Source organism: Streptomyces sp. HM190, assembly GCF_009857135.1.
Lineage (GTDB): Bacteria > Actinomycetota > Actinomycetes > Streptomycetales > Streptomycetaceae > Streptomyces > Streptomyces heilongjiangensis.
In genome coordinates, this window is sequence record NZ_CP047318.1 from 1135273 (window position 1) to 1161647 (window position 26375).

The 26375-nt window shown below is 67.5% G+C and carries 30 protein-coding genes; 22 read left to right on the forward strand and 8 right to left on the reverse strand.

Going from position 1 to position 26375, the window contains the following annotated elements:
* Positions 1-15 precede the first annotated feature (15 nt).
* Positions 16-420, reverse strand: a complete 405-nt coding sequence (locus tag GSY65_RS34455; protein WP_328707482.1) for a hypothetical protein — start codon at positions 418-420, stop codon at positions 16-18.
* A 299-nt stretch (positions 421-719) separates the two neighbouring features.
* On the opposite strand from GSY65_RS34455, the gene GSY65_RS04355 reads away from it, so the two are divergent.
* Entirely contained in the window at positions 720-1142 is a 423-nt protein-coding gene (locus GSY65_RS04355; protein WP_159766040.1) for a pyridoxamine 5'-phosphate oxidase family protein, read from the forward strand.
* On the opposite strand, the gene GSY65_RS04360 is transcribed toward GSY65_RS04355, so the two are convergent.
* Entirely contained in the window at positions 1117-2109 is a 993-nt protein-coding gene (locus tag GSY65_RS04360; RefSeq protein ID WP_159766041.1) for an Acg family FMN-binding oxidoreductase, read from the reverse strand. The two genes, GSY65_RS04355 and GSY65_RS04360, sit on opposite strands and share 26 nt — an antisense overlap.
* 160 nt (positions 2110-2269) lie before the next feature.
* On the opposite strand from GSY65_RS04360, the gene narI reads away from it, so the two are divergent.
* Positions 2270-3004 carry a respiratory nitrate reductase subunit gamma gene (narI, locus tag GSY65_RS04365; RefSeq protein ID WP_159766042.1) on the forward strand — a complete coding sequence of 245 codons (735 nt, stop codon included), beginning with the start codon at positions 2270-2272 and terminating at the stop codon, positions 3002-3004.
* 71 nt (positions 3005-3075) lie between these two features.
* On the opposite strand, the gene GSY65_RS04370 is transcribed toward narI, so the two are convergent.
* Entirely contained in the window at positions 3076-3774 is a 699-nt protein-coding gene (locus tag GSY65_RS04370; protein WP_159766043.1) for an NADPH-dependent F420 reductase, read from the reverse strand.
* A gap of 353 nt (positions 3775-4127) precedes the next feature.
* Here GSY65_RS04370 and adhE point away from each other — a divergent pair, with 353 nt between their 5' ends.
* From adhE to mug, 9 genes are all read left to right on the forward strand, one after another.
* Complete coding sequence (adhE, locus tag GSY65_RS04375; protein WP_159766044.1) at positions 4128-6788, forward strand: bifunctional acetaldehyde-CoA/alcohol dehydrogenase; 2661 nt, start codon at positions 4128-4130, stop codon at positions 6786-6788.
* Positions 6789-6820: 32 nt separating this feature from the next.
* Positions 6821-7195: a hypothetical protein gene (locus tag GSY65_RS04380; protein ID WP_159766045.1), complete on the forward strand. Its 375-nt coding sequence runs from the start codon at positions 6821-6823 to the stop codon at positions 7193-7195.
* 258 nt (positions 7196-7453) lie between these two features.
* Positions 7454-7873: a GNAT family N-acetyltransferase gene (locus tag GSY65_RS04385; RefSeq protein WP_159766046.1), complete on the forward strand. Its 420-nt coding sequence runs from the start codon at positions 7454-7456 to the stop codon at positions 7871-7873.
* 290 nt (positions 7874-8163) lie between these two features.
* Positions 8164-9501 (forward strand): hemolysin family protein, encoded by a 1338-nt coding sequence (locus GSY65_RS04390; RefSeq protein ID WP_159766047.1) that lies wholly within the window; start codon positions 8164-8166, stop codon positions 9499-9501.
* The gene (locus tag GSY65_RS04395) at positions 9498-10514 is read left to right on the forward strand and encodes a hemolysin family protein (protein ID WP_159766048.1); all 1017 of its coding nucleotides are present in this window, start codon (positions 9498-9500) and stop codon (positions 10512-10514) included. The genes GSY65_RS04390 and GSY65_RS04395 overlap by 4 nt, the downstream gene beginning before the upstream one ends.
* A gap of 62 nt (positions 10515-10576) precedes the next feature.
* Positions 10577-11383, forward strand: coding sequence for an SGNH/GDSL hydrolase family protein (locus GSY65_RS04400; protein ID WP_159766049.1), 807 nt, complete (start codon positions 10577-10579; stop codon positions 11381-11383).
* Positions 11384-11427: 44 nt separating this feature from the next.
* Complete coding sequence (locus tag GSY65_RS04405; RefSeq protein WP_159766050.1) at positions 11428-11766, forward strand: DUF4326 domain-containing protein; 339 nt, start codon at positions 11428-11430, stop codon at positions 11764-11766.
* 128 nt (positions 11767-11894) lie between these two features.
* Positions 11895-13337: an adenylosuccinate lyase gene (gene purB / locus GSY65_RS04410; protein WP_159766051.1), complete on the forward strand. Its 1443-nt coding sequence runs from the start codon at positions 11895-11897 to the stop codon at positions 13335-13337.
* A complete protein-coding gene (gene mug / locus GSY65_RS04415; protein WP_159775613.1) occupies positions 13334-13912 on the forward strand; it encodes a G/U mismatch-specific DNA glycosylase in 579 nt (192 codons plus the stop codon). Before purB ends, mug begins: the two co-directional genes overlap by 4 nt.
* 28 nt (positions 13913-13940) lie before the next feature.
* Here mug and GSY65_RS04420 read toward each other — a convergent pair whose 3' ends face one another.
* Both GSY65_RS04420 and GSY65_RS04425 read right to left on the reverse strand, forming a co-directional pair.
* Positions 13941-14666: a 5-formyltetrahydrofolate cyclo-ligase gene (locus tag GSY65_RS04420; RefSeq protein ID WP_159775615.1), complete on the reverse strand. Its 726-nt coding sequence runs from the start codon at positions 14664-14666 to the stop codon at positions 13941-13943.
* A gap of 13 nt (positions 14667-14679) precedes the next feature.
* Positions 14680-15837, reverse strand: coding sequence for a helix-turn-helix domain-containing protein (locus tag GSY65_RS04425; RefSeq protein WP_159766052.1), 1158 nt, complete (start codon positions 15835-15837; stop codon positions 14680-14682).
* Positions 15838-16054: 217 nt separating this feature from the next.
* On the opposite strand from GSY65_RS04425, the gene GSY65_RS04430 reads away from it, so the two are divergent.
* From GSY65_RS04430 to GSY65_RS04455, 6 genes are all read left to right on the forward strand, one after another.
* On the forward strand, positions 16055-16399 hold the full coding sequence (locus GSY65_RS04430) for a recombinase family protein (RefSeq protein ID WP_159766053.1): 345 nt from the start codon (positions 16055-16057) through the stop codon (positions 16397-16399).
* On the forward strand, positions 16396-16998 hold the full coding sequence (locus tag GSY65_RS04435; RefSeq protein ID WP_159766054.1) for an ATP-binding protein: 603 nt from the start codon (positions 16396-16398) through the stop codon (positions 16996-16998). The genes GSY65_RS04430 and GSY65_RS04435 overlap by 4 nt, the downstream gene beginning before the upstream one ends.
* Positions 16999-17759: 761 nt before the next feature.
* Positions 17760-19355 carry an ATP-dependent nuclease gene (locus tag GSY65_RS04440; protein WP_159766055.1) on the forward strand — a complete coding sequence of 532 codons (1596 nt, stop codon included), beginning with the start codon at positions 17760-17762 and terminating at the stop codon, positions 19353-19355.
* Positions 19342-20376 (forward strand): UvrD-helicase domain-containing protein, encoded by a 1035-nt coding sequence (locus GSY65_RS04445; RefSeq protein WP_159766056.1) that lies wholly within the window; start codon positions 19342-19344, stop codon positions 20374-20376. The genes GSY65_RS04440 and GSY65_RS04445 overlap by 14 nt, the downstream gene beginning before the upstream one ends.
* Before the next feature lie 65 nt (positions 20377-20441).
* On the forward strand, positions 20442-21452 hold the full coding sequence (locus tag GSY65_RS04450; RefSeq protein ID WP_159766057.1) for a hypothetical protein: 1011 nt from the start codon (positions 20442-20444) through the stop codon (positions 21450-21452).
* 177 nt (positions 21453-21629) lie between these two features.
* Complete coding sequence (locus GSY65_RS04455) at positions 21630-21968, forward strand: histone-like nucleoid-structuring protein Lsr2 (RefSeq protein WP_159766058.1); 339 nt, start codon at positions 21630-21632, stop codon at positions 21966-21968.
* A gap of 95 nt (positions 21969-22063) precedes the next feature.
* Here GSY65_RS04455 and GSY65_RS04460 read toward each other — a convergent pair whose 3' ends face one another.
* Positions 22064-22654: a TetR/AcrR family transcriptional regulator gene (locus GSY65_RS04460; RefSeq protein ID WP_159766059.1), complete on the reverse strand. Its 591-nt coding sequence runs from the start codon at positions 22652-22654 to the stop codon at positions 22064-22066.
* Between the two features lie 198 nt (positions 22655-22852).
* Complete coding sequence (locus tag GSY65_RS04465; RefSeq protein ID WP_159766060.1) at positions 22853-23590, reverse strand: TetR/AcrR family transcriptional regulator; 738 nt, start codon at positions 23588-23590, stop codon at positions 22853-22855.
* A gap of 212 nt (positions 23591-23802) precedes the next feature.
* Between GSY65_RS04465 and GSY65_RS04470 the strand changes: the two genes are divergently transcribed.
* From GSY65_RS04470 to GSY65_RS04490, 5 genes are all read left to right on the forward strand, one after another.
* Positions 23803-24081, forward strand: a complete 279-nt coding sequence (locus tag GSY65_RS04470; RefSeq protein ID WP_159766061.1) for a hypothetical protein — start codon at positions 23803-23805, stop codon at positions 24079-24081.
* Positions 24081-24299 (forward strand): hypothetical protein, encoded by a 219-nt coding sequence (locus tag GSY65_RS04475; protein WP_159766062.1) that lies wholly within the window; start codon positions 24081-24083, stop codon positions 24297-24299. The genes GSY65_RS04470 and GSY65_RS04475 overlap by 1 nt, the downstream gene beginning before the upstream one ends.
* A 14-nt stretch (positions 24300-24313) precedes the next feature.
* Entirely contained in the window at positions 24314-24535 is a 222-nt protein-coding gene (locus GSY65_RS04480; protein WP_159766063.1) for a hypothetical protein, read from the forward strand.
* A 189-nt stretch (positions 24536-24724) separates the two neighbouring features.
* Positions 24725-24883, forward strand: a complete 159-nt coding sequence (locus GSY65_RS04485; protein ID WP_159766064.1) for a hypothetical protein — start codon at positions 24725-24727, stop codon at positions 24881-24883.
* A 2-nt stretch (positions 24884-24885) separates the two neighbouring features.
* Positions 24886-25515 carry a hypothetical protein gene (locus GSY65_RS04490; protein ID WP_159766065.1) on the forward strand — a complete coding sequence of 210 codons (630 nt, stop codon included), beginning with the start codon at positions 24886-24888 and terminating at the stop codon, positions 25513-25515.
* Positions 25516-25554: 39 nt separating this feature from the next.
* Here the strand turns inward: GSY65_RS04490 and GSY65_RS04495 are convergent, their stop codons facing one another.
* Complete coding sequence (locus GSY65_RS04495) at positions 25555-26328, reverse strand: transposase (RefSeq protein WP_159766066.1); 774 nt, start codon at positions 26326-26328, stop codon at positions 25555-25557.
* Positions 26329-26375 lie beyond the last annotated feature (47 nt).

Genomic DNA, 26375 nt, shown 5'->3' on the forward strand with positions numbered 1-26375 from the left:
GCCCGGTGCCCCCGCTCATGGCGGGCGGAGGACCGGACGCGCGGGGGTGCGGGGGTGCCGGGGACGGGAGGGCCGTCGCCGCGTCGGTGCGGGTGCCGTCAGGCGGTCGTGTCGACGGTGGTGCCGTGCCCGCTCCGGCGGCCCGTGCAGGGGGGTGCGCTCGTCGCCCTCGGCGGCGGCGCGTACGGCGGTGAGGGTGTAGGCCAGTGCGGCGGCGGCCACGACCGCGACGAGGGCGAGGCCGAGGGCGTACGACGCGTACGCGCCGTACGGGGAGCCCATGACCAGCGGCGGGAGGAAGCCGCCCAGACCGCCCGCCGCGCCGACCACGCCGGTGACCGGGCCGACCCGGGCCGCCGGGGTCATCAGGGCGACCAGGGCGAAGGTCGCCCTGCTGCCCGCGCCGAGCGCGGCCGCCATGGACAGGAAGGCGACGTGCCGACGGGCGCGAGTGGGAGCGTGAACTTTCGTCCTGGTGGTGGCGCGCCACCGGGGACCGCGCGTGCGCCGCAGACCCCTCGTCCGCGGAACGGCGACCCGTGGCCACTGTCCGGGTCCGGGTCCGGCCGGCGGCACGGGCCATGGGTCCCTGCCGCCGGCCGGACGGTCCCGGGTCGGCCCAGCCGTCCGCCATGCCGGGGAGGCGGTCTTCGCGCGCCTGCCGGGGGTAGGGCCGATCGGCCCTACCCCCGGCAGGCGCCCGCGTGCACGATGAACCGATGTTCCAGAACGACGCCTTTCGCGTGCTAGACGGGGAGGAGTGCCGGCGCCTGCTCGCCAGGGTGCCGGTCGGCCGTGTGGTCTACACCCGGCAGGCACTGCCCGCGGTCCTCCCGGTCAACTTCGCCCTGGACACGGACGGCTCCGTTCTGCTGCGCACCTCACGGGGCTCCGACCTCGTCCGCGCGGTCGACGGGGTGGTGGTCGCCTTCGAGGCCGACGAGTTCGACGCCGTGACCCGGTCCGGCTGGAGCGTCGTCGTCACCGGGCGGGCCACCACGGTGACCGATCCCGCCGATCAGGCGCGGCTGTCGCAGGCCGGGCCCGCGTCCTGGATGCCGCTGCGGGACCCGGTGTTCGTGCGGATCACGGCGGAGATGGTCACCGGCCGCGAACTCACGGGAGCGCACGCCCTGCGGTGAGGCCGAGGTCGGCACAGGCGCGGGGCGTGGGGCCGCCGTCGGGGCCGTACCCGAACCGGATCAGCAGCTGCGGGTGGCAGCGCCGCCGCGATCCCGCCGTGGCCGCCCGCAGGTCCGGCCACTCCATCGCCTGGTGCAGCATCGACGTGCGCACCCCGTGCCGGGTCGCCGTGAGCAGGACGCGCTGCAGCGCCTGCCCCGCCCGCAGCCAGTCCTCCCGCCGGTCCTGCGCCGTCCACAGCAGGGCCACCTGGGCGTGGCGTTCGAAGCGCAGGGCGGGCCGCGGAGGAGTGGGCGTGCGGCCCGTGAAGTCCCGTACCGGGATGCGCCCGGACGCGTCCCGCGGGCCGAGCGTCGTCAGGGGAATGCCGTAGGGGGCGGCCGTACCGGGAGCGGTGACCCAGGTGCGCGCCTCGGCCGCGCGGGCCGGGTGGGCGGTGTTGCGGGCCTCCGCGATCTGCGTCAGGCGCAGCAGGTTCCGTGTCCCGATGATGTCGGGCACGAGCAGGTGGGCGCCCTCGGCGAGGGCCGAGCCGGTCATCTCGGCCACGATCCGCTCCGGGACGGGGCGGCCGGTGAACGGCATCCGGCTCGTGTGCCGCCGCTCGACCGCCTCGTACAGCTCACCGAGGGGCAGCCGCCCGTCCGTGGCGGGTTCGGCGAGCTGGACCCCGGCCAGCAGGTCCGGGTCGTCCGCCGCGGGGAGCAGCCGGACGGTGGGCTCCCAGCCCAGGTGGGCGGCGGCCACCCGCAGGTTGAGGACGGCGGCGCCCACCGACAGGTGCTGGGCGCGCAGGTCCGGGTCGGCAAGCGGCAGACCGCGCCGACGGTCGGCGCGGACCTCGATCGACCGGCTCTCGGGGACGAGGCCGAACCGCCAGGGCTGCGTGTTGTGGATCGACGGCGCCGCGACCGCCGCGGCCAGCAGGGTGTGCACGGCGGTGGCGTCGACTTCGCGGGTGTGCATCGCGGCTCCTTCGCAGAGGTGTCCTCCCTTCTCCCACCCTGCGCCGCGGCTCGCGGGCCGGGGAGGGTTGGCCGGCCCCGGCCCGTGGGCCGTACGGCCTCATTCGGCAGCCGGATCACTCCCGACCCGTTCACGCGTTCGGGTTCCACGGCAGGTCACCGTGGGCGTGCCGCCGGCGGTGTGCGGGGCGCCGGCGGTGTGCGGGGCGGACCGGTTCGGCTGGACCTCCCGCACCTCCCAGCTCCTCGAACACCGGTGGCTGCGGTGGGGGAGCCCCCTGTTCCGCCTGGGCGCCTTCATGGTGATCGCCCGGCATGTCGTGGGGCTCGCCGTGCCCGACACCTGGACGGAGGCCGCCGGGATCTCCGAGCACGCCTACCACACCACGGCCGTCCGGGCGGGTTCCGTCGCGGGCGTCGCCATGGTCGCCGGGCTGGGCATGCTGTGCGCCCGCCGGCTCCTGTCACGCCGGATCCGGCTCGGCACCTACCGCAGCGACAGGCTCCTCTTCCCCTTGCTGTCCGCCACCGTCCTGCTCGGGATCACCGCGACCGCCGCGCACAACGTCTTCGGCGCCGGCTACGACTACCGGTCCACCGTCTCCGTGTGGTTCCGCAGCCTGTTCGTGCTCCGGCCCGAGCCGGAGGCGATCGCCGGGGCGCCGCTGCTGTTCCAGCTGCACGCGCTGACCGCGTTCCTGCTGTTCGCCGCCCGGCCGTTCACCCGGCTGGTGCACGCGTGGAGCGCCCCGGTCGGCACTCTGGTCCGCCCGTACCTGGTCCACCGGCGGCGCACCGCGCCGGCGGCCACCCGGGCGACGGGCGGCCGGGCGACGGGCGGCCGGGCGACGGGCGGCCGGGCCCAGTGGGCCCCGGGCTCGCGGCGAGCCGCCTGAACAGCGGACCAGCACCCGCACCAGCCGCCCCGTCCGGCCCGTCCGGCCTGTTCGGCCTGTTCGGCCTGCGATCAGGCGCTCCGGTGGGCTTTCTGGATGTGGAAGTTGAAGTCCGCGTGGCCGAGCGCACCGTACAGGCGCAGCCAGATGGGCAGCAGCATCTCGGCGCCACGGGCGGTGGTGATGTCGCCCAGGTCGATGATGTCGTCGGCGGGCCACCCGAAGGACCTGAGCAGGTCCGTGACAGCCCTTTTGGCCTCGGCGTCGTCACCGGAGACGAACACGGTGTGGGCACCCGGCACCCGTGCCGGGTCGACCATGATCCGGGCGTTCATCGTGTTGAGGGTCTTGACGACCTTCGCTTCGGTGAAGGCGCGCTGGATCTGCTCCCCGAGGCTGTCGGTGCCGACCGGGTCCAGCGACGGCGGCATGCCCCGGGAGAAGTCCAGGGGGTTGGCGATGTCGATGACGATCTTGCCGACCAGGTTCGCGGCACCGGCCGACTCCAGGGCCCGCAGACTGCTCAGGCCCTCGGTGGCGTTGAGCACCACCTCGCCCTGGGCGGCCGCGTCGGCGAAGGCCGCCAGTCGGACCTGCGGATGCTCGGCCTGCCACCGGGCGTACGGCGGATTGCCGTAGTCGTCGGGCTGGGTGCGGGCGAGGGTCGCCTGCGGGTCGCGGGTGCCGACGACGACCTCATGACCGAGTGAGGACAGTTTGCCGGCGATCGTCCGGCCGACGACGCCGGTGCCGAGTACTGCGTGACGCATGAATGCGGGTCCTTTCCGGCGGTACGGACGGCTCGGTGTGACGCCGTGCCCCCGTGCGCCAGGACGAAGCGGACATCGACACCTCCACCATCACCCCGGGACATCGACAGCGCCCGCGAACTCGGCCGAATGCCCGAAGCGGTGCGTGATACGGCGTGCCGGGTCGTCAGGTGTCCGACCGGCCCCGACCGGCCGGGACCCTCGGCCCCCGGCCGGGACCTTCGCCGCCTGGGGAGCGGCCCCCGGCCACGGAAGGGTGGGGGTGGAAGCGGTACCGGACCCCGGTGCGGCTCCCCGCACGGCCATCCCGCCGGTCTTCCGGCCCCCGACCTCGACGACGGAGGCGCACCCTCATGACCCGACAGGACGACGCCCTGCCCCGCCCTGCCGCACCGGGCGACGAGCCGTCCGAGACCGCGATCGCCGTCGATCGTCTGGTCACGAACGGGCTCAAGGCGCTCGCCGACTACGAGGACCTGACCCAGGAGACGATCGACCACATCGTCGGGAAGGCGTCGGTCGCCGCCCTGGACCGGCACACGGAACTCGCGCGGCTCGCGGTGGAGGAGACCGGCCGCGGTGTCTTCGAGGACAAGGCGGCCAAGAACATGTTCGCGTGCGAGCACGTCACGCACAGCATGGGCGGCATGAAGACCGTCGGGGTCATCGCCCGCGACGACATCGAGGACATGGTCGAGATCGCGGAACCCGTGGGGGTGGTGTGCGCGATCACGCCGGTCACCAACCCGACCTCCACCACGGTCTTCAAGGCGCTGATGGCGTTGAAGACCCGCAACCCGGTCGTCTTCGCCTTCCACCCCTCGGCCCAGCGCTGCAGCGCCCGCGCGGCGCGGATCGTGCGCGACGCGGCCGTCGCCGCCGGGGCACCGGAGCACTGCGTGCAGTGGATCGAGACGCCGTCCGTCCAGGCGACCGGCCTGCTGATGCGGCACCCGGGTGTCGCCCTGATCCTCGCCACCGGCGGCAACGCCATGGTCAAGGCCGCCTACTCGGCGGGGAAGCCCGCCCTGGGCGTCGGCGCCGGGAACGTCCCGGCGTACGTCCACAGGAGTGCCCGGCTGCGCCGCGCCGTCAACGACCTGGTGCTGTCCAAGACGTTCGACAACGGCATGATCTGCGCCTCCGAGCAGGCCGTCATCCTCGACAACGAGATCCACGACGAGGCCCTGGCGGAGTTCCGCAGGCTGCGCGCGCATGTGGCGAGCGCCGAGGAGAAGGCGAAGCTGGAGGCGTTCCTGTTCCCCGCCGGCCGGGCGGGCGCCGGGTGCGAGCCCAAGGTGAACGCCGCCGCGGTGGGGCGGAGCCCGGTGTGGATCGCCGAGCAGGCCGGCTTCACCGTGCCCGCCGACACCTCGCTCATCCTGGTGGAGGCCGACCGCGTCGGCCCGGACGAGCCGCTCACCCGCGAGAAGCTCTGCCCCGTGCTCGCCGTCCTGCGGGCCGGCTCCGAGGAGCAGGGCTTCGCCCTGGCCGCCGACATGGTCGCCTTCCACGGCCAGGGCCACAGCGCGGTCGTCCACACCGAGGACAGGGCGGTGGCGGAGGCGTACGGCAGACGGATGAAGACGGTGCGGATCATCGTGAACGCGCCCTCCTCCCAGGGCGCGATCGGCGGCATCTACAACAGCCTCCTGCCGTCCCTCACCCTGGGCTGCGGCTCGTGGGGCAGCACGTCGGTGTCCGACAACGTGTCCGCCGCCCATCTCCTCAACATCAAGCGGGTCGGCACCCGCCGCAACAACCTCCAGTGGTTCAAGGTCCCGCCGAAGATCTACTTCGAGCCGCAGGCCATCCGCTACCTGGCCGCCATGCCGGACGTCCACCGCGTCACGATCGTCACCGACGCGACGATGACCCGCCTCGGCTTCGTCGACCGTGTGGACCGCGTCCTCAAGCGCCGCCCCGAACCGGTGACGCTGCAGATCATCGACGACGTCGAACCCGAACCCAGCATCGACTCGGTGCGACGCGGGGCACTCCTGATGCGGGACTTCCGCCCGGACACGATCATCGCGCTCGGTGGCGGCTCACCCATGGACGCAGCGAAGGTGATGTGGCTGCTGTACGAACACCCGGACGTCGACTTCGCCGACATGCGGCACAAGTTCTCCGACATCCGCAAGCGGGCCTTCCGCTTCCCGACACCGGGCAGCCGGGCGCGGCTGGTGTGCGTGCCCACCACCTCCGGCACCGGCGCCGAGGTCACCCCGTTCGCCGTCATCTCCGACCCCGCGACGGGCAAGAAGTACCCGCTCGCCGACTACGCGCTCACCCCGAGCGTGGCCGTCGTCGACCCCCTCCTGACCACCGCGCTGCCCCCGGCGCTGGCCGCCGACAGCGGCTTCGACGCGCTCACCCACGCCATCGAGGCGTATGTCTCCGTCTACGCGAACGACTTCACCGACGGCCTCGCGCTGCACGCGATCCGGCTGGTCTTCGACCACCTCGAAGCAGCCGTGAACGACCGTGCGGGCGCGGCGGAGGCGCGGGAGAGGATGCACAACGCCGGCACCATCGCGGGGATGGCGTTCGGCAACGCCTTCCTCGGCATCGTCCACGCCATGTCCCACACCCTCGGCGCCACCTTCGGCATCGCCCACGGCCGCACCAACGCCGTCCTGCTCCCCCACGTCATCCGTTACAACGGCGCCGTCCCCGGCAAGCTCACCGGCTGGCCCAAGTACGAGCACTACCGCGCCCCGGAACGCTTCCAGGACATCGCCCGGACCCTCGGCCTGCCGGCCGGCACCCCGCAGGACGGCGTCGAGTCGCTCGCCCGGGCCGTCGAACGGCTGCGGGACGCCGTGGGCATCGAACCTTCGTTCGCATCTCTCGGTGTCGACGAGCGCGCGTTCCTCGACGCGCTGCCCCAGCAGGCCCTCAACGCCTTCGAGGACCAGTGCGCCCCCGCCAACCCGCGGATGCCGCTGCTCGACGACATGCAGGACCTGATGCGAGCGGCGTACCACGGCCGCGGCCGGACGGCGTCCTGAACCACCTCACCCACTCCAGGAAGGACATCACCATGACCAGCGACACGCCCCGGACCACGTCGGCGGTGCGGCTGCGTTCCGACGGCCCCGTGGACAGGGAGACGCTCGACTACGCGCGCACGAAGATCGACGCCGTGGTCGGGCGGCCGGGGCTGCCCGCCGTCACCGGCGAGGTGCGGATCGTGCGGGCGGGCGCCGGGCACGCGGAGCACCCCTGGCTGGCGACGGCCGACCTGCGGGTCGGCGGCCGGCACGTGGTCGTCGTCGCCGAGGAGGCCACCGGCCGGGAGGTCGTGGACGTGCTGCGGGACCGGCTGGACCGCCAGACCGACCGGGCAGCCCACGCCGGGCACGACACGCATCGGACGCCGCCCCCGCCGTGGCGTGGCGGCGGCCGGTCCGCGTAGGGCGTGTTTCGAGAGTGGCGTCGTCTGCCCGAAGGGCAGGCCCGGCGGCGTCCGGTGCGTGCGATCGCACGGCGGAGGGTCGCCCCGATACCGGTGGTATCGGGGCGGTCCCGACAACGCGGCGAGCGTGCGTGCCGGACGCCGCCGGGCAGACGGGACTTTCGCAACACGCCCCAGGGCCCGCTTCCGCCCCCGCGAGGAACGCGGGGGCGGAAAATCCGTTCGCCGGACAGGTGAGCGCTCTGCTTGGCTCGCCCCATGAGTGATCTTCGAATGCGCGCCGCCGCCCCCGCGGACATCGACACCGTGCTGCGCTTCTGGCGCGACGCCGCGGAGGGAACGAGCATCAGCGACGACCACGACGGAGTGTCCCGGCTCCTCGCCCGGGACCCCGAGGCGCTGATCCTCGCGGAGCGCGACGGCGTCCTGGTGGGTACCGTCATCGCCGGCTTCGACGGATGGCGCTGCTCCGCCTACCGGCTGGCGGTGCGTCCGGAGCACCGGCGGCAGGGCATCGCCACCGCGCTGCTGGAAGCGGCGGAGCAGCGGTTCGCCGCCCTCGGCGGACGGCGCGTGGACGCCATGGTCCTGGAGGCCAACGAACAGGCCCATCGGGCCTGGGCCGCCACCGGATACCACCGCGAGGACCACTGGCGACGCTGGGTCAAGCCCCTGTAGGGCAGTCGGCGGCTCATGCGCGGCGATCACCCGGGTACGCGCTCAGGAGACGACGGGGGCGGTGGGCGAACCGCCGCCAGGACCGAGGAGGCCGACGCGACCGGGAAGACCAACAGCACTTTGCCGACGCTTTACCATGGGTGGGCCACTGAACCTCTACGGAAAGGTCGTGAGCGTCCGCCCATGGGCGAGCCTCCCAGTATCCGGCCCTGTGCCCGTCGCGCCGGCGCCGGTGCACGACATCGCGCGATCATCCCGCCCCTGCCGGATCATGGGACGGGGGTGACCCGATGACCGAAGTGCTCCTCCTGCTGGTGGCGGTGCTGCTGTCGCTGGTCTGCGGCGCGTTCGTGGCCGCCGAGTTCTCGCTGACCACCGTCGAGCGCGGGCGGCTGGAGCGGGCCGTCGAGCGCGGCGAGCGGGGTGCAGCCGGCGCCCTCAAGGCCGTACGGAACCTGACGTTCCAGCTGTCCGGCGCGCAACTCGGCATCACGGTCACCAATCTGGTCGTCGGCATGCTCGCCGAGCCGTCCGTCGCCAAGCTCATCGCGGGCCCGCTGGAGGCGTTGGGGGTGCCCGCCTCGGCGTCGAGTTCCGTCGCCCTGGTGATCGGTACGGGGCTGTCCACGATCGTGCTGATGGTCGTGGGCGAGCTGGTGCCCAAGAACTGGGCGATCTCCTCGCCGCTGTCGGTGGCGAAGAAGGTGGCGAACCCGCAGCGCTGGTTCAGCGCGGCGTTCCGCCCCTTCATCACCCACCTCAACAACACCGCGAACCGTCTCGTCCGCCTGTTCGGGATCGAGCCCGCCGAGGAGCTGGCCTCCGCGCGCGGCCCCCAGGAGCTGGCGGCCCTCGCCCGGCACTCCGCGAAGGAGGGGGCGCTGGAGGCGGACACCGCCGAGCTGTTCGTGCGGACGCTGAACCTCGCGGACCTGACCGCGGAGAACGTGATGACGCCGCGCGTGCAGGTCATCGCCCTCGACACGCAGGCGACCTGCGAGGACGTGGCGAACGCCACCCGGGCGACCGGCCTGTCCCGCTTCCCGGTCTACCGGGGCGGTCTCGACTCGGTGGTCGGCACCGTGCACATCAAGGACGTGCTGGCGGTGCCCGCCGAGCGGCGGCTGCGCACTTCCGTGGCGGAGCTGCTGCGCGAGCCGTTGCTCGTCCCCGAGTCGCTCACCGTCGACCGGGTCCTCGACCGGCTCTCCGGCAGACGCACGATGGCCGTCGTGATCGACGAGTACGGCGGCACCGCGGGCGTGGTGACGCTGGAGGACATCGTCGAGGAGGTCGTCGGCGAGGTCCGCGACGAGCACGACCCGCACGAGACCCCCGACCTGGCCGCCGTCGGCACCGACGAGGACGGCCGCGAGCTGTACTCGGCCGACGGCGCCGCCCGCACCGACCAGCTCGCCCGCGTCGGACTGCGGGTGCCGGAGGGGCCGTACGAGACGCTCGCGGGCCTCGTCGCCACGGAGCTGGGCCGTATCCCGGCCGTCGGCGACACCGTCGAGGTCGCCCACTGGCGGCTCGACGTCGTGGACGCCTCCGGCCGGCGGGCCGCCCGGGTGCTGCTGCACGCCCCGGTCGACTCCGGCGACGAGCACGAGGAGGAGACGCGATGACCGCCGTCCAGCTGCTGATCGGCTTCGCGACCCTGGTCGTCAACGCCTTCTTCGTCGGCGCCGAGTTCGCGCTGATCTCGGTCCGCCGCAGCCAGATCGAGCCGTACGCCGAAGAGGGCGACCGCCGGGCCCGCAGTGTGCTGTGGGGGCTGCGGCACGTGTCGGCGCTGATGGCGGCCGCGCAGCTCGGCATCACCCTGTGCACCCTGGTCCTCGGTGTGGTCGCGGAGCCCGCGATCGAGCACCTGCTGGAGCCGGTGTTCCACGCGGTGGGCGTTCCGGCGGGCGCGGGACGCCTCATCTCCTTCGTGATCGCGCTGACCCTCGCCACCTATCTGCACATGCTGCTCGGCGAGATGGTGCCGAAGAACATCGCGCTGGCGGAGCCGGTGCGCTCCGCCCTGCTGCTGGGTCCGCCGCTGGTGGCGCTGTCGCGGGCGCTGCGGCCGGTGATCTTCACGGTGAACGCCTTCGCGAACGCGCTCCTGAAGCTGCTGCGCGTCGAGACGAAGGACGAGGTCGCGGCGACCTTCTCGGACGCGGAGCTGGCCCGGCTCGTCCGGGACTCCACCGAGGCCGGCCTGCTCGACGACCGCGCCCGGGAGCGGCTGCACGACGCGCTGGAACTGGGCCGCAGGCCCGTCCGGGACGTCGTGCTCCCGCTGGAACGCGTCGTCTACGCGCGCGTGGGCGTCACCCCGGAGGAGCTGGAGCGGCTGTCCGCGGCGTCCGGGTTCTCCCGCTTCCCCGTGGTGGACGAGGGGCGCCGGATCGTGGGCTACCTCCATGTGAAGGACGCGCTCGACGCGGCCCCGCGCGATGTGCCGTTCCCGATCCGGGACATGCGGCCCATCGCCCGGGTCCGGGAGACGACCCCCCTCGACGACGTGCTCACCGCGATGCGCCGCAGCCGGACGCACCTGGCGGCGGTGCTCGGCGCGGACGGACGGCTCGGCGGGATCGTGACCATGGAGGACGTGCTGCGGGAGCTGTTCGGGCAGCCCGCGGCCTGACGCCGGCGCGGGGAGAGGCGACCGACCGCTGGGTATGTGAAGGCGATAGCATCGGGTACGCCATGCAGACGAACGCCACGCACACCCACCCCGTCCCTCCCCCGTACTCCAGCCTCGTCGCGGTCGGCGACTCCTTCACCGAGGGCATGTCGGACCGGCTGCCCGACGGTTCCTACCGCGGCTGGGCGGATCTCCTCGCGGGCCGGATGGCCGCGCGGTCGCCCGGCTTCCGGTACGCCAACCTCGCGGTGCGGGGCAAGCTCATCGGCCAGATCGTCGAGGAGCAGGTCGGCGTGGCGGCCGCCATGGGCGCGGATGTGATCACACTGGTCGGCGGTCTGAACGACACCCTGCGCCCGAAGTGCGACATGGGCAGGGTGCGCGGGCTGCTGGAGGAGGCGGTGGAGCGTCTCGCGCCCGCCTGCAAGCAACTCGTCCTGATGCGCAGCCCCGGCCGCCAGGGCCCCGTTCTGGAACGGTTCCGGCCGCGCATGGAGGAGCTGTTCGTCTGCGTCGACGACCTGGCCGCCCGGCACGGCGCGCTCGTCGTCGACCTGTACGGCGCGCCCTCGCTGGCCGACCCCCGGATGTGGGACGTGGACCGGCTGCACCTGACCGCCGAGGGGCACCGCCGGGTCGCCGAGGCCGTGTGGCAGGCCCTCGGTCATCCGGCGGAGGACGCCGACTGGCGCACGCCGATGGCCGCGACACCGCCGCCCGCCTGGGCCGCCCGCCAGCTGGCACACGCCCGGTTCGCCCGGCAGTACCTGCTGCCCTGGATAGGACGACGGCTGACGGGCCGCTCCTCGGGCGACGGGCTGCCGGCCAAGCGCCCCGAGTTGCTGCCGTACGAGGGACCGGCAACCTAGAGTCGACGGGTTCCGCGGAGGGGCCGGACCGGAGGGAGCCGCAAGTGACCACGACCGTGATCAACCTCAGGGGCCGCATCCGGGACTTCGGACCGCGGCTGGAGAACGCCCCCGACGACGTCGTGTACATCGGCCGCCGCTGGACCATGGGCCACTGGGACCTGCCGCAGCACCCGCTGTACAACCCGTTCCAGCCCGACACCGCCAAGAAGAAGCGGGACGGGACGCGGGCCGAGGTGATGGCGAAGTACCGGGAGTACCTGACGGCCCGGCCCGAGCTGCTGGAGCTGGTCCCGGACCTGCGCGGCAGGACGCTGGCCTGCTGGTGCGCGCCGGAGCTGTGCCACGGGGACGTCCTGGCGGAGCTCGCCGACGGGCGCTGAAGTGCCGCTTCGCGTCCCTGCCGGGCGGGACGCCCCCACGGTTCTCGCGCTGTGACCGCGCTCTCGTAGGTTCCGACGAGCGGGGCCGCTGCGCTCACCTGCATGAATCGCCAGTAGAATCCGTACACGTGACTTCTGCGCCAGCCAAGCCCCGCATCCCGAACGTCCTCGCCGGACGGTACGCCTCCACCGAGCTCGCCACGCTCTGGTCGCCCGAGCAGAAGGTGAGGCTGGAGCGGCAGCTCTGGCTGGCCGTGCTGCGGGCCCAGAAGGACCTCGGCATCGAGGTGCCGGACGCGGCGCTCGCCGACTACGAGCGGGTCCTCGACACGGTCGACCTGGCCTCCATCGCCGAGCGCGAGAAGGTCACGCGGCACGACGTGAAGGCGCGGATCGAGGAGTTCAACGACCTCGCCGGGCACGAGCACGTCCACAAGGGCATGACGTCCCGCGACCTCACCGAGAACGTCGAGCAGCTCCAGATCCGGCTCTCCCTGGAGCTGATGCGCGACCGCACGGTGGCGGTCCTCGCCCGCCTGGGCAAGCTGGCCGGCGAGTACGGCGAGCTGGTCATGGCGGGCCGTTCGCACAACGTGGCCGCGCAGGCAACCACCCTCGGCAAGCGGTTCGCGACCGCCGCCGACGAGCTGCTCGTGGCGTACGGCCGGGTCGAGGAGCTGCTCGGCCGCTACCCGCTGCGCGGCATCAAGGGCCCGGTGGGCACGGCACAGGACATGCTGGACCTGCTGGGCGGGGACGCCACGAAGCTGGCCGAGCTGGAGGACCGCATCGCCGGGCACCTGGGCTTCTCCCAGGCGTTCACCTCCGTCGGCCAGGTGTACCCCCGCTCGCTGGACTACGAGGTCGTGACGGCGCTGGTGCAGCTGGCGGCGGCCCCGTCGTCGCTGGCGAAGACGATCCGGCTGATGGCCGGGCACGAGCTGGTGACCGAGGGCTTCAAGCCGGGCCAGGTCGGCTCCTCGGCGATGCCGCACAAGATGAACACCCGTTCCTGCGAGCGCGTCAACGGCCTCATGGTCATCCTGCGCGGCTACGCGTCGATGACCGGCGAGCTGGCCGGCGATCAGTGGAACGAGGGCGACGTGTCCTGCTCGGTGGTGCGCCGGGTCGCGCTGCCGGACGCGTTCTTCGCGCTCGACGGTCTGCTGGAGACGTTCCTGACGGTGCTCGACGAGTTCGGTGCCTTCCCGGCCGTCGTCGCGCGGGAGCTGGACCGCTATCTGCCGTTCCTCGCGACGACCAAGGTGCTGATGGGCGCGGTGCGCGCGGGCGTCGGCCGCGAGGTCGCCCATGAGGCGATCAAGGAGAACGCCGTCGCCTCGGCCCTCGCGATGCGCGAGCAGGGCGCCGAGCGCAACGAGCTGCTCGACAAGCTGGCGGCGGACGAGCGCATCCCGCTGGACCGGGCGCAGCTCGACGCGCTGATGGCGGACAAGCTGTCCTTCACGGGCGCCGCGGCCGACCAGGTCGCCGTCGTCGTCGGCCGCGTCGAGGAGATCGTCAAGCAGCGCCCGGAGGCGGCCGGTTACACGCCGGGAGCGATCCTCTGACGCGCTTCACCCCGCAGGAGCTGGAGGCCGCCCGCGACCGGCTGGTGCCGGACGTGGTCGCGGACGGTCTCCAGGTGCTGTTCTGCGGCATCAACCCGGGGCTGATGACGGCCGCGACCGGCCATCACTTCGCCCGGCCCGGCAACCGCTTCTGGCCGGTCCTGCACCTGTCCGGTTTCACGCCCCGGCTGCTGAGGCCCTCGGAGCAGGGCGAGTTGCCGTCGTTCGGGCTCGGCATCACGAACGTGGTCGCCCGGGCGACGGCGCGTGCCGACGAGTTGACGACCGAGGAGTACGTCGAGGGCGGCCGTCTGCTCACCGCGAAGGTGGAGCGGCTGCGGCCGCGGTGGCTCGCGGTGGTCGGGGTGACCGCGTACCGCGCGGCGTTCGGCGATCGCAAGGCCACGATCGGACCGCAGGACCGGACGATCGGCGCCTCCCGGGTGTGGGTGCTGCCCAACCCCAGTGGGCTCAATGCGTTGTGGACTATACCCAAACTGACGGATGCGTTTCGTGCGTTTCGGCTGGTCACGGGGCTACCCGACGCGTCGTGTGCGGGTGGCCCCGAGGACTAGTCTAGCCGTCTAGCGCCCCCAGGGACGGCTACGGCTGCCCCTGCTCGGCCCGTGCTGCCAGCGCCGGAATCGCCGCGATTTTCTCGGCGGTGAGGTCGTTCCACACCAACCCTGACGGTCGACGCCGGTTGGCGCACGGGATCACTTCGTCGGGCGTGACGATGTAGTCCACGCTGAAATCGTGCTTGGTCTCAGGGATGTCGTCCTCGACCACCTGGAGCGCGTGGACCGGTGCGACGATCACCGTCTGATCCGTCACGAGACCCGCTTCGATCAACAGCGCAACCTCAAGGTCAGAGTACCCGGCGCCCTTGCCGATGCGGGCCCCCGACCGGTTCACGGCGACACTCCCGCACACCACCACGTCGATAGGTTCCATCGACTCTGGCGCAAGCCGGCGGGCAACCTGAGCCGCGCCCTTCTTCTCGGCTGCTTCCTCGGGCGGAAGTTCGAGGTTCTTGGGGTCGAGCAAGTAGAAGGGTTCGAGCGACGCCATGCGCGGCACAGCCATGTAAAGAAGCTTGCCGTCCTTGAGCGCGCGGACTCTCACCGGAAGCTGTGCCCAGTCGGGGTTCGCCTTCACGGTGGCGGCCTTCCGCCAGAAGCCCTGACGAGCCAACTGTTCCGCAGTCCCCTCGGCACCGTAGAAGCCAGGGATCTTGCCGTACGAGTCGGCGGGTGCACCACCGCCGTCGATGAGGCGACGCCACACCCGCTCGCGGACGGCCTGCTTCTGCTGGTCGATGTCTGTCAACACCCCACCCGTTCTACATCAGGGCGAGCAAGCGATCGTTGATCTCCTGCGCCCACGGCTCCGTCCTCCACTGCCGCAACTCGCGCCCGGCAGAGAAGGCCAGATTAAGACCACCCCCACCGCGAGTCAGCTCGACGGCGTCAATGGTGCGGTGCATGGTCGCTGCAGCTTCGTCGAGCTTCCCCTGCCGGATGAGCGCCAAGGTTAGGTTCCCCAGTGTGATCGCCTGGCTCTTCTTCTTGGCAGCCAGCGCCCGAGAAGTCATGCGCAAGATGGGCTCGGCGCGCTCGGGGAGGTCGAGGAACAAGTAGCAGGAGCCAGCGAGTCGGTTGTACTCGTTCATTGTGTAGTACGGCGCGGCCACATCATCGGGATGGGCACGATCGAACTGGGCCTCAGCCTTATTCAGAGCACCCTCGCACTCAGAGAGCGCGCCAGTCATGGCGTGTCCCTCGGCGACGTGAAGCAGGCTCAACCCAGTGAGCGACGGACTGATAGCTTGAGCGGCGTCGGCAGCTTGTTCTGCAAGGGTCACACCCCGGACAGGGTTCTTCTCTCCGTACAGCGCAACGAAGCTCATGCGGAGCGTGGCGTACGACTCCGTCAGTGGGTCACGGGCATGGCGCGCAGCCGCGACGGCTTCCCTGAAGTACCCGAGTGGGGCTTGGTGGTCGCGGCGCTGAGAGACGTCCCAACACAGCTGTCCCATCAAGGTGCTTGAGTCGGCCTCGACTTCGTACAACGCCCGACGTACGCGTGGGTTTGCGACGTTCTCACGGAGGAAGCGCACCTGGCCGTGAAGCTGACCGGCTCGACCAAGCAGTGCCGTCGATGCCTCCTGGTCGTACGACTCATCCAACTTCCGCAACTGCTCATGGATGTAAGCGACCACCATGAGGTCAGCCGCCGCTGGATTCTCCAGGGCATACGTCATCCGCTCGCTGGGGCGTGAGTCGGTGACGGTGATGTCGTCGAGTAGTGCCTGAAACTCCTCGTTCGACACCTTGAGCGCGCGGGCAAGCTTTGGCCGTAACCAAGCTTGCGGCTCCGTCTCGGCAGACTCCCAGCGTCCTACCGTCGAACGCTCGACACCAAGAAACTCAGCCAGGCTCTCTTGGGTGTGGCCTGCTGCTTTACGACGCCGGACGAGACCCATCCGCTTCGCTGCCATCGCCCATCCCTCCGTGCGCGGGCGAGCCTTCACCATAACGGTGCAGGTGGCATCCGTGCAGGCCAGCGCCAGGAATCCCTCATCGATGCGGCAAGAGTGCCGCACGTTTGCTGTGGTGTCTTTGCAGGTCAACCCGCTTCTCTGAGGGCAGGTTGGCGAGCAGATGGCATCCCCGTGCCACTGCTTGTCAGCCGTTCCAGTCCCCCAGGAGGAACGGATGCGACCGCTCATGTTCGGCTATATGCGACTCGCAGTAAGCGATGATCCAGATGAAAACGCGGCAATCGAAGGGGAGTTGAGGCGCTACACCCAGGGCGAGGGCTTCGAGTTGGAGCGGCTGTTCATCGAACGGCTCGGTGTCAGCGACGAGTCCGCGTTCTTCGCGCTCGTGGATGCGCTCAAGACGACGGAGATCAAGCACGTCATCGTGCCATCGCTGTGGCACTTCGCCCGGCTTCCTGGCCTCCAGGCCGCCATGCGTGACCACATCGAGGGTGAACTTGGCGCCCGGCTTTGGGTCATCCAGAACACCATCCAGCAGCCGGGAAGTGTTGCGTCATGAGCGCCGACGACCTGACACCGATCCCGCTTCTGGCCTCCTCCATCCGCTTGAACGCCATCCCTCAAGCCGTGGCTGCTGCACGGTTGTTCGTGCGGCACAACTTGAGGCTCTGGCAGTTGGAAGAGCACGTCGAAACTGCGACGCTCATCATGAGTGAGTTGGCCACAAACGCCGTCAGGGCAAGCAACGAGAGCGACCCGCAGCCCACTGACGACGTGGTCATCGGGGGTCAGCTCCGTGCCATCGAAACCAGCTTGTTTGTCGAGGTCTGGGACAGAACGAGCACAACCCCCGTAAGGAAAGACCCCGACCAGGGCGCCGAGGGTGGACGCGGGCTGCTGCTTGTCGACGCCGTTGCGAAGCAGTGGAACATCTACCACCCGAGCGTCGGTGGCAAGATCGTGTGGGCTGAACTGCCACTCGGCTTTGCGCTGGAACCATCCAACTGTGTCTACGAGCACGCACCTCTACTTCTACCGCAGGGACTCCGTGCGAAGTACAGCTCAGCTGAACACCAAGCGCGCCGGGCACTTCTCGACAGCCTCCTCAGCACGACGCTCTCGGCGAACACGATGATGCGGATGACAGATGCGACCTGACAGTCGTGGCCGGCGCACGGTTGATGCCCTCGACCAACGACACCCCAGCATCCGATGAAGCCACAGCAGATTTGGGACTTGTTCGACTGGTACCAGGGGGCGTGCTTCCGCTGCGAGGCGCCTGGCGTCCCTGTTGCTCACGTCGGAGACATAGTCGTCCAGGATTCAACCTTACCGCTGTACGCGTGCCACCGGTGCATCTTCCGCATGCAGCAGGCGCACTGGTTCAGGACGACCAGGAAGGCATGGCCGCTGCGTCGGTTGCAGCTTCCTGGAGCGAAAGAACCACGCGCTTCACGCCCTCAACTTGGCTGTTGGCTGCGGTATGGCAGGTGGCGGAAGGGGAGGCATCGCTCTCGCGCGTGAGCTCCGGGCCGTTAGGTCAGGCTGACCACGGGCTCGTGGCCGGCGCGCGGTAGAAGGGGGGAATCAAGTGACAACTTCAAAGCGAAAGAACGCCCCGCAACCATCGTCGCGGGGCGTTCTTTGTTACTGGCAAGTCATTTCCGCTCAGGGGGTAGATGCATCGTCGTTTTCAAGCCGAACGGCTGAAAAGATTCCACGAGACTCATGAGCTTTGGCCAAAGCAAATAGATAGCTTGTTCGACTTTGTCGACTGTGTCCCTGTAACTGGCGGGACGCCTGCTACGCTCCTCGTCACTTGTTCGAAGGCGTGCTGTGGAACCCCATGGGGAGTGTGGTTCCACTGATGAAACTTACGCTCACCTTCGGAAAGAGAAAGTTTTATAATAGGGGGGCTTATGCTTTCTAAAATCGTCATTCAGAACTACCGGACGTTTCGTAGGTTCAAGCTCGACTTCGACCCCAAGATGAACATCTTGGTTGGCGACAATGACGCTGGTAAGTCGACGATTTTGGAGGCGATCAGCCTGGCGCTTACCGGCAGGCTGCGAGGTCGACTCCTCGCTCAGGATCTCTCGCCTTATTTGTTTCACAAGGACGCTGCCGCAGAGTACATCGCCGCACTGCAAGAAGGGCGAGAAGCCAGGCCGCCTGAGATCATCATCGACCTCTTCCTCGACAGCAAAACAGCTCCCGCCGAGCTGATGGGTACTAACAACCTCCTCAAGGCCAACGAGCCGGGTGTGCGTATCCGTGTGGCGCTTAATCCGGATTACGAGCCGGAATACAAGGAGTTCATCAAGGACCCGACTCAGGTTCGATTGATTCCGACCGAGTACTACAAGGTCGACTGGTTGGCCTTCTCGGGGAATGGCATCACCTTCCGCAGCATCCCGGCCACCGCCTCACTCATTGATGCCTCGAACATCCATCTTCAGAGTGGTGTCGACTACTACCTCAACGGCATCATTAACTCGCACCTTGCGGCGGACGAGCGCGTAAAGCTGACCCGGGCCTATCGCAGCCTCCGTGAAAATTTTGCGGCGGATGACTCGATCGTGAAGATTAATGAGAAACTGCGTGGCGCTCCAAGCGACGTGAGTGACCGCGAGTTGACGCTCGGTATCGACGTGTCGCAGAAGTCGAGCTGGGAAAGCAGCATCGTTCCGCATCTCGACGAGCTGCCCTTCCAATACGTGGGGAAGGGAGAGCAGAGCACGCTCAAAATCCTCCTTGCTCTCAACAAGAAGGTGGAAGACGCCCACATCGTTCTCGTTGAGGAGCCGGAGAACCACCTGTCGTTCTCCAACTTGGGTAAGCTGGTTAAGAAGATCAGCGACAAGTGCGACGGCAAGCAAGTCTTCATCACCACGCACAGCTCCTACGTGCTGAACAAGCTGGGGCTTGAAAAGCTCGTCTTGCTCTCAGAAACCGAGGGCTTCCGCCTCGACAGTCTTCCGGCTGACACGCAAGATTACTTCCGCAAGCTGTCGGGTTACGACACCCTGCGCCTTGTGCTTGCTCGACGGTCCATCCTTGTGGAAGGGCCATCCGATGAACTCATCGTTCAACGTGCGTACAAGGATGTTCACGGCTGCCTTCCTATCGAAGACGGCGTGGATGTGATCAGCGTTCGCGGTTTGGCGTTCCGACGGTTCCTCGATATCGCATCACTCACCGGCAACGTGGTTGCTGTTGTGAGGGACAACGATGGCACCGAGGCCGCAGAGGTGCAGCGAAAGTACGCCGCCCACACCGCTTTCCCGAACATCTCCGTTCACGTGGGACAGGATAAGGACTACAAGACCCTTGAGCCACAGCTCCTTAAGGCGAACGGTCTAGCCGTAATGAACGCCATCCTTGGGGAGAATTTCGCCTCCGAAGCAGACCTGCTTGAGCATATGGAGGATCGAAAGACCACCTGTGCTCTGACGATTTTCTCCAGTGACCAGACCATCACTATGCCGGAGTACATCAGGGATGCAGTCGCATAACAACCTGGCCGTCATCGCAGCGGCCGGCTCGCGGAAGACCCAGCACATCATCGACTGCGTCGTTGCTGACCCGAGCAAGCGCGTCTTGGTAACGACCTACACCAACGAGAATCTGCACCAGATCGTGAACCGGTTGAGTGCGGGAACCGGAGTGCTTCCAGGACACGTTACGGTCATGGGATGGTTCACCTTTCTTCTTAACGAGTGTGCTCGCCCATACCAAAGTTTTGTCCTCGGTGAAACCGGGATGATGGGTGGGCTCAACTTCGTGGGACAACGCTCGCGCTACATCCCCAAGAGCAGACCTCGGCAGTACTACCTAGACCGCAGCAAGTCGGCCTATAGGGACGGCGTTTCAGCCTTTTCCTTTGAGGCTAACCGTTTGAGTAAGGGTATGGTCGTCGACCGACTGTCTCGGATGTACGACCACATCTACATTGATGAGATCCAGGACATGGCAGGGTATGACCTGGAACTCCTAGACCTGCTGATGAAGTCGCCGATTGCCGTCACTGTCGTTGGTGACCCCCGTCAGGCCACGTTCGTGACGAACAACGCGGCCAAGAACAGGCAGTTCAAGGGAAGTGGCATCGTTGAGTGGCTCGGCAAGCGGACGAAGCTCTGTCACATCGAGAACCGTGTCGAGAGCTACCGATGCAACCAACACATCTGTAGCTTCGCCGATGACCTGTACCCCGATCTCGCACGGACGATTTCCAAGAACACTGAGATCACCGGCCACGATGGCGTCTTCGACATCAGGAAGTCCGATGTTCAGGACTACGTCGAGAAGTACGCGCCAGTCGTGCTGCGCTGGGACAAGCGGGCTGACACCTGTGGTCTCGACGCCATGAACATGGGCACCTCGAAGGGCAGCACCTTCGACCGCGTGCTGATCTTCCCGACGAAACCGATGATTAGCTTCTACCAGACCCGAGACTTCAATCAGGCCGGGGACAGAGCAAAGCTCTACGTCGCGGTGACACGAGCGAAGTACAGTGCCACGTTTGTCCTGCCGTGAGGAAGCGTCCCGCTCACATCTGAAACCCGCTGGAAGGCGTCATACCCTGCCACTACCGTTGATCCATGACGGAAGACCAGCGCGCACCGATCGCCAGACGCACGCCGCTTGATCCCTACAGTTCAAGCACGCCGCATCTGGTTGGCATCGTGGACACCAACGCGCTGCTCAGCAGCATCGAGAACGACTGCCGCAAAGGGTTCCGGTCACGGCTGCTGCGGATGAGCGATGACGGCACAGCCACGCTTTACGCTGCTGACCACGTCCTCGATGAGACGTACGAGCACCTTCCGAGGATGGCGGCGCGTGGGTTGGTGTCGCACTCCACCCTTCGCGCCCACTTTGAAGCCGAGTACCTCCCGGCGCTGCGGTTCGTCACGATGTCGGACGTCGACGGTCCGGACGAACAGGTCCTGGCGATCACCGACACCGACGATGTGCCAACAGGCTGGTTGGCCAAGCTCATTGCGCCGTGCGTCGTGTTCTCGGATGACCGACACCTCAAGAAGCCCGGGTTCGCCCCGAAAGACTGGCAACGAGCGGCGAAGTCTGTTCTCGACATCGCCGAGGGCGTGAGGGACCAGGCCATCACCGTGAACGCTGCCGCTCTTCCTGCCAGAGGCGCCGTGGGGTTGGTCAAGCTCCTGGGGCGACAGACTGGCATCTCCCCGTGGGCGATCGGTGCCGTCGTTTTCGGTGGTAGCGCGCTACTCCTCAAGAAGCCTGACAGGAGGAAGGCGGCTGCTTCATTCGCCATCAAGGCACTCGAAGTCGTCGGCACCAAGCTGGAGTTGGCAACGGCGCAGGAGCGGCGGGGCGTTGAGAAGCTGCGCGAAGTCATCCTGGCGGCACCTTTGCGGCCAACGCTACGACAGCAGGTTGCCATCACCCTGGCGCGGCAGAATGAACCACTGCTGGCCGCCGAGGTACACGAGCTGATCTATGAGCACTTTCCCGACGAGCCGGCCACCGACGTTCAAGCCGTCCGCGCTGTGCTGGAAGAAGGATCGGAGTTCATCCGAGTACAGCGGTATCGATGGCAGCTCGGTCGCGAGGTCGCGCCGCGGCAGTCTTGAAGGCTCCGAGCTCCCGCACGCCGGCCACGTGCCCTTGGTCGTGTGGTTCAAGGCGACAGCGCACATGCCGCGTCGCGACGATTCACCATCGGCGTTGCGACCGCAGGCACCACACTGATAAGAATCGCAATGTAAGACCGTTGTTTATCTCGAACCCTGAAGAAGGACGAACCGACGATGGCACAGCAAACCATTATCCAACTGCTGGATGACCTCGACGGGTCCGAAGCGTCCGAGACGATCGTGTTTGGTCTCGACGGCAAGACGTACGAGATCGACCTGAATGAGAAGAACGCAGCCAAGCTGCGCAAGGCTCTTGAGTCGTACGTCGACAAGGGCCGGAAGACCAGCCAGTCTCGTGGCGGCAAGCGTGGCGGTGCAACTCAAGCGACGGCTTCCAGTGGCGACACCGCCCTGATCCGGGCGTGGGCCAAGGAGAACGGCTACGAGGTGAACGACCGGGGTCGTGTCCCGGCGGACATCAAGGAGGCGTACGCGAAGGCCAAGGTTGCCTAACGCCTACTCAGCGAAGCCCAGAAATGAGAAACACCCCGCCGCCTGAACGGGCAGCGGGGTGCTCTCGTTTCAGGGTGCAGGGTGGTTGAGGTGTGTCAGAGAAGTTGGGACAGGAGGAGCCTCGCGGCATCCTCGCCGGAGCGGTCGGGGTGTTTGAGCACCCAGGACAGTAGACCGGAGAGATAGATCTCGGAGACTTCCTTGAAGTTGTCGTCGTTGTTCTGGTGGTTCGCCAGCAGTCGTCCGAGCAGCTCGGCGATCTGGTCGAAGTCCACCAAGACGACTTCCGCGGAGGTCGATCGGGCTTCGTCCCCGATCCTGGTGATATCGCGGCTTGCGGGAAGTAGCGAGATGGTCAGGACAGGGCACTGAACTGCCACTTCCGCCAACTCGTAGATGAAGGCCCGCATGGTTGCACTTGCCGTTCGGCTGTTCGCTTCCGCTTGCTCCACGACAGGCAGCAACATCGGTGCGTACGCCGCGAGGGCGACAGCCTGTTTGGTGGCGAAGTACCGGTTGAACGCCGCCACACTGACACCGGCCTCCCTGGCGATGTCATCCAGAGTCACGCCGTACCAGCCGTGTGCGTCGAACAGCAGCGCAGCAGCGCTGACAGTCCTGGCGATGGTCCTCTTGCGCTTGGTGGCAGCGGCTCGCTGACGAGGTCCAAACTCTTCTGTTGACACGCGTCTCTCCTGAGAACTGTGGATATGGGCGCGTCACCAATTAAGAATTACTTGGCGGGGCGCTCATATCCAGAGAGGAGAGAGGGCAATTACCGATGGGCAATCTATGCATATTTATAACATATTGCACAAGGAAATGCAATAGAGGCTCTGACGTTTAAAGAGGTCACCAAAGCCTCTATTGCGAGCTCGCTAGTATTAGATTTCTTGGTCTTCTCGCCGCTCAAACCAGCCGTCGACCTTCTCTTTGATTCGGGGGAGACGCGCGGAGAGATCGCGCGGATCAACTTCGGGCAGAGCGGCGGCGAGCATCTGACTGCACGCGAACTCTGCAACTCTGGACGGCTCGTCGTTCGCAGTGCCGTGGTAGAGCGTCATCATCAAGGCCCACGTGTGGTACCGGTGGTTGAAGGCTCCCCGGCGTGTCCCCGCTTGACTGAAGATGTGGATTGCCGCATCGACACCTTCGCCTGGGATGAACGGTGGCGCCATAAGGATCGGGTGCAGCCCCTTGGTGATGAAGCTTCCAAGGTCGAGGGTGCCGTCACTGGTCTGCTCGAAGTACGCCCGGATCATCGCCACTGTGAGTGCCTGGTGCTGCTGGCACATCTTGGCGATGGCGTAGATGTAGCGGATCAGTTCATCGACGCCGTCCTTCGGCTTGTAGGTGCCGTTCTCGGCGCCCGCCGTGATGGGTTCGATGATCGGAGCCAGCAGCCGGTCATGCGCCGTCCGCAGCACCTCGTACTTGGTGCCGAAGTTGTTGACGATGGTTGCAGTGCCGACACCAGCCTCTTCGGCGATCTGCCCAAGCGTGTAGTCGCCGTGCTCCTGGTCTTTGAACAGGTCGATCGTGCCGTTCACGATGCTCTCCCTTGTTCGCCTGCGCTTCGTCTCGGCGGCCCGTTGCCGAGGTCCCGATTCTTCTTCGTCCATGCCGTCATCTTAGCCCGATGATGCTCCATGCCAAGTGGGTACTTGTGCTCACTTGGCACTCATACTATTTTGGCTGTGGTCGAGCTGGCCATCTGGCCAGCTCACGTTGATGCGGGCCATCTACCGCGTTGGCACGGCGACTTGAAGGAGGGGTTCAAGTGGGCAGCGAACTGATGCTTGGTGGAGGCCAGGCCCAGGACCGAGGTGGATGGTTGGCTCGTCCGTCCAAGGTGCAGCGTGAGATCCAGCGCCGGGAGGAGCGTGACAGCGCGGAGCTGTTGTACGAGGCCAAGAAGCAGGAGTTCACCGCAGCGCTGCGTAAGCGCCTGGTGGAGAACGCCATCCACGACGTGACGGACGTGGTGGGGCTGGCCGAGCAGCTCGCAGCTGGTGACCCGTTCCTTATCCAGGAGTTGAGCAGGCTCGTCACCGAGTACAACCGGCAGGTCGCTCAGGACATCCGCACCTTCGGTAACGGGCTGAGCTTCTGATGGCCGTGGTGCTCCTGATCGCTCTCGCTGTCCTTCTACCTACCGTTTGCTTCGGGACTGCCTTACTCATCGAGCGGGCGGAAGAGCGCAAGAAAGAACACCGCCAACGAGTGCGCCTGGTGAACGAGGCGATCCAGTTGGACATCGCGGCAAGGAGTCGCAAGCACACCACCATGCGGCAGATGCGCGATGTTGCCCGCGACTACCGCCGTCCCTGAAGGAGGTGAACCTCATGCTCCAAGCAGCCAGCGAGGGTGGTCAAGGGTCGGGCAGTGCAACGGCCTTCATCCTGATCGTGCTCGCTATCTGGGCACTGTCCCGGCTCAGCCGCGCATCAGCCGCCCAGAGGGCGAGGCGTAAGCGCGAGATAGATGCCATCGTGCGCAGCCGCCCCGAAGACACCGACATCTTTCGCGAAGTCCTCGACGAGGTCGACTACGACAAGCGCCACTGATCTACCGCCTGGCCCCCTTCTGACTGATCGCCGGGATTTCACCACCCAGGGGAAGACAGCCAAGTCCGCTTGGCCAGTGTCACTCCTGCTCGGGATCACGACGGAGGGGGCTTTGCGTTTGGCTCTTCCGTTCCAACTCACCGCCGGCCGCCGCGCTTGGTCGGCGACGTCTACCTCTGGGAGGTCTCAGTGAAGAAGGCTCGGAGCTTCCTTCTGTTGCTCCTGCTCGCCGCGTTCACGATTCGCGTGCTGTGGCTCGCGGTAGAGCCGCTCGTGCCGTACGTCGTGAGCACGCTCGCCATCGTGTTGGTGCTGGGCTTCATCTACCACCGCATGACGAGGTGGTGACGGTGACGACTCAGATCTACCAACTTAACTTCCCGTCTGACCTCGACGCCGACCAAGTGGGTACGTGGCTGACGGCGGTAAGCGGCACACTCACCACTGGGCTGCGGCGCCTCCTGAACGTCTCGTCCATAGCGTTCGAGGTCGAGGCGCGTGAGACAGGCATTCAGTACCGGCTGGTGGTGCCGGAAGGTACGGCCGACTTCCTGACCAGTCAGCTGCGGGCATTGGTGCCAGGTTCTACGGTTCAGCCGGCGGGCGCGGATAGTGCCGCCCACCAATGGACGCTAGCTGTGGAGCTGGGACAGACGAACCCTCGACGCAGTCTGGGCACCATGAACCCCAAGGCCATCTCGGCCAGCTTGCTCGCATCTCTCCAGGGGATCGGTCGGGGTGAAGCGCTGCTGCTTCAATGGGTGGTGTCGCCAGCACTGCGACAGCGACCACCCGTCGAGCGGGAGGAGGGCATGGCTCGCCGTTCTATGGGTCATGCCCTTGGTGGTCGGAACGACCGTGACCGGATCAACGACATCCGGACCAAGCTGTCGGAGCCTAACTTTCTCGGTGTGCTCCGTGTCGCCGTAAAGGCACCCAGCAAGGAGCGCGGCGAACACCTCCTAGAAGTTGTCCCGTAAATGATCTGAGGCATGCAGGCTGACCTGCTCGTTTGCCTGTCATCCGGTGAGGGTGAGGTTGTACAGGCGTGCGATGCCAAGCATGGCGTGGTGGACGCCTTCGCCTTTGAGTCGGCAGTCGCGCAGGATCTTCCAGCTCTTCATGCGGGCGAAGGTGTGCTCGACGCGGGCGCGGACCTTGCGGTGGGAGGCGTTGTGCTCCTCCTTCCAGGCCGGCAGTTCTTCGTTCTTGTGCCGACGGTAGTGCGGGATGGTCAGGCCGGTGCCTCGGTAGCCGCCGTCGGCGATCACGGTGGGGGTGGTACCGACAGCGGTCTTCGTGCCGGAGTCTTCCCAGGCCCGGCAGTCGTTGCGGTTGCCGGGCAGTGGCTTGCCGACGGCGACGACGAGGCGGGTGTCGGCGTCGATGACGACCTGGTGGTTGGTGGAGTAGCGGTAGTTCTTGCTGGAGGCGGCCATGCTCCGGTCGCGGGTGGGGACCAGGGTGCCGTCCACGATGAGCACGGTGTTCTTGCGGAACCGCCGCCGGGGCTGGAGCGCGAGAGCCGGTCCGAGGTGGTCGACGATCCGGTCGGCAGCCGACTTGGAGATGCCGAACAGCGGGGCGAGCTGGCGCAGGGTGAGGTTGGTGCGCCAGTACGCGGCCACCAGCAGCACCCGGTCCTCGAGCGGCAGCGACCACGGCCGGCCCTTGCGGACCGGATCGGCTCCCTCGCGCCGCAGCGCGGTGATCAGCTTGTTGAACTGCCGCGGGATCAGCCCGGTGAACGGACCTATCCACGAGGGCTCCGACGCCGTGATCACACCAGCCACGGCAAGATCATCTCACCTCTGACCAGCAGTTACGGGACAACCTCTAG

Coding starts and splice junctions, on each gene's coding strand:
- GSY65_RS34455 (WP_328707482.1), bottom strand. CDS start 420: ATGGCGGCCGCGCTCGGCGCGGGCAGCAGGGCGACCTTCGCCCTGGTC.
- GSY65_RS04355 (WP_159766040.1), top strand. CDS start 720: ATGTTCCAGAACGACGCCTTTCGCGTGCTAGACGGGGAGGAGTGCCGG.
- GSY65_RS04360 (WP_159766041.1), bottom strand. CDS start 2,109: ATGCACACCCGCGAAGTCGACGCCACCGCCGTGCACACCCTGCTGGCC.
- GSY65_RS04370 (WP_159766043.1), bottom strand. CDS start 3,774: ATGCGTCACGCAGTACTCGGCACCGGCGTCGTCGGCCGGACGATCGCC.
- adhE (WP_159766044.1), top strand. CDS start 4,128: ATGACCCGACAGGACGACGCCCTGCCCCGCCCTGCCGCACCGGGCGAC.
- GSY65_RS04380 (WP_159766045.1), top strand. CDS start 6,821: ATGACCAGCGACACGCCCCGGACCACGTCGGCGGTGCGGCTGCGTTCC.
- GSY65_RS04385 (WP_159766046.1), top strand. CDS start 7,454: ATGAGTGATCTTCGAATGCGCGCCGCCGCCCCCGCGGACATCGACACC.
- GSY65_RS04390 (WP_159766047.1), top strand. CDS start 8,164: ATGACCGAAGTGCTCCTCCTGCTGGTGGCGGTGCTGCTGTCGCTGGTC.
- GSY65_RS04395 (WP_159766048.1), top strand. CDS start 9,498: ATGACCGCCGTCCAGCTGCTGATCGGCTTCGCGACCCTGGTCGTCAAC.
- GSY65_RS04400 (WP_159766049.1), top strand. CDS start 10,577: ATGCAGACGAACGCCACGCACACCCACCCCGTCCCTCCCCCGTACTCC.
- GSY65_RS04425 (WP_159766052.1), bottom strand. CDS start 15,837: ATGGCAGCGAAGCGGATGGGTCTCGTCCGGCGTCGTAAAGCAGCAGGC.
- GSY65_RS04430 (WP_159766053.1), top strand. CDS start 16,055: ATGCGACCGCTCATGTTCGGCTATATGCGACTCGCAGTAAGCGATGAT.
- GSY65_RS04435 (WP_159766054.1), top strand. CDS start 16,396: ATGAGCGCCGACGACCTGACACCGATCCCGCTTCTGGCCTCCTCCATC.
- GSY65_RS04440 (WP_159766055.1), top strand. CDS start 17,760: ATGCTTTCTAAAATCGTCATTCAGAACTACCGGACGTTTCGTAGGTTC.
- GSY65_RS04445 (WP_159766056.1), top strand. CDS start 19,342: ATGCAGTCGCATAACAACCTGGCCGTCATCGCAGCGGCCGGCTCGCGG.
- GSY65_RS04450 (WP_159766057.1), top strand. CDS start 20,442: ATGACGGAAGACCAGCGCGCACCGATCGCCAGACGCACGCCGCTTGAT.
- GSY65_RS04455 (WP_159766058.1), top strand. CDS start 21,630: ATGGCACAGCAAACCATTATCCAACTGCTGGATGACCTCGACGGGTCC.
- GSY65_RS04465 (WP_159766060.1), bottom strand. CDS start 23,590: ATGGACGAAGAAGAATCGGGACCTCGGCAACGGGCCGCCGAGACGAAG.
- GSY65_RS04475 (WP_159766062.1), top strand. CDS start 24,081: ATGGCCGTGGTGCTCCTGATCGCTCTCGCTGTCCTTCTACCTACCGTT.
- GSY65_RS04480 (WP_159766063.1), top strand. CDS start 24,314: ATGCTCCAAGCAGCCAGCGAGGGTGGTCAAGGGTCGGGCAGTGCAACG.